General features: G+C 49.0%; 1 protein-coding gene. It reads left to right on the top strand.

Annotated elements, in window-relative coordinates:
• The coding region (locus RUMCAL_RS09165) for a DNA cytosine methyltransferase (protein WP_021682487.1) at positions 1 to 555 on the top strand (555 nt) is incomplete at its 5' end.
• Between the last annotated feature and the right edge of the window lie 126 nt (positions 556 to 681).

Here is a 681-nt window from a genome sequence, read left to right on the forward strand (position 1 = left end):
CAGTCACCAGCAAAAAACCAAGGCGGTATTGCTGTGCTGGAAAGTTATGCTTTGCAGAGCTCAATGATCGGTCGGTCTGACCAAAACGGACCACAGGGCGGCGGTGTCAACAAAGAGGTCGCTTTCACTTTGAATGCTACCGACCATCATGCAGTGTATGCTGCTTCTACGGGAAATTTCAGCAGTGCATTTCGGGAAACGACCCCTACACTGCTGGCACGGGACCACAAAGACCCCAGTATCGTTTCCGGCGGTTATGCGGTTCGCAGACTGACACCGCAGGAATGTGCAAGACTGCAGGGATTTCCGGATCAATGGTGCAGTGACCTGGCATCGGAAAATCCCACAGAAGAAGAAATCGACCGATGGGCAGCTATTTTTGAAGAATACCAAAAAGCGGTAAAACCGGAGAGCCGTCCCAAAAGCCGAAAGATGGTACAGAAATGGCTGCAAGATCCATATCGTGATGCAGCAGAGTACCGCCTTTGGGGGAATGGCATCTGTCTGAATGTAGCTGTTTTTGTGCTTGCCGGAATCGTCTGGGCAGATTTGTGATCTGTTACAAATGACCGCCGAAACATTCTACACATCTCACAGTTGCTATCTGTGGGAAACAGAGTTAACATATGTACTGCCGAAAGGCAAATCACCGAAAATCGGGAGGAAAACATATGATAATTG

This window comes from Ruminococcus callidus ATCC 27760 (genome assembly GCF_000468015.1).
GTDB lineage: Bacteria > Bacillota > Clostridia > Oscillospirales > Ruminococcaceae > Ruminococcus_C > Ruminococcus_C callidus.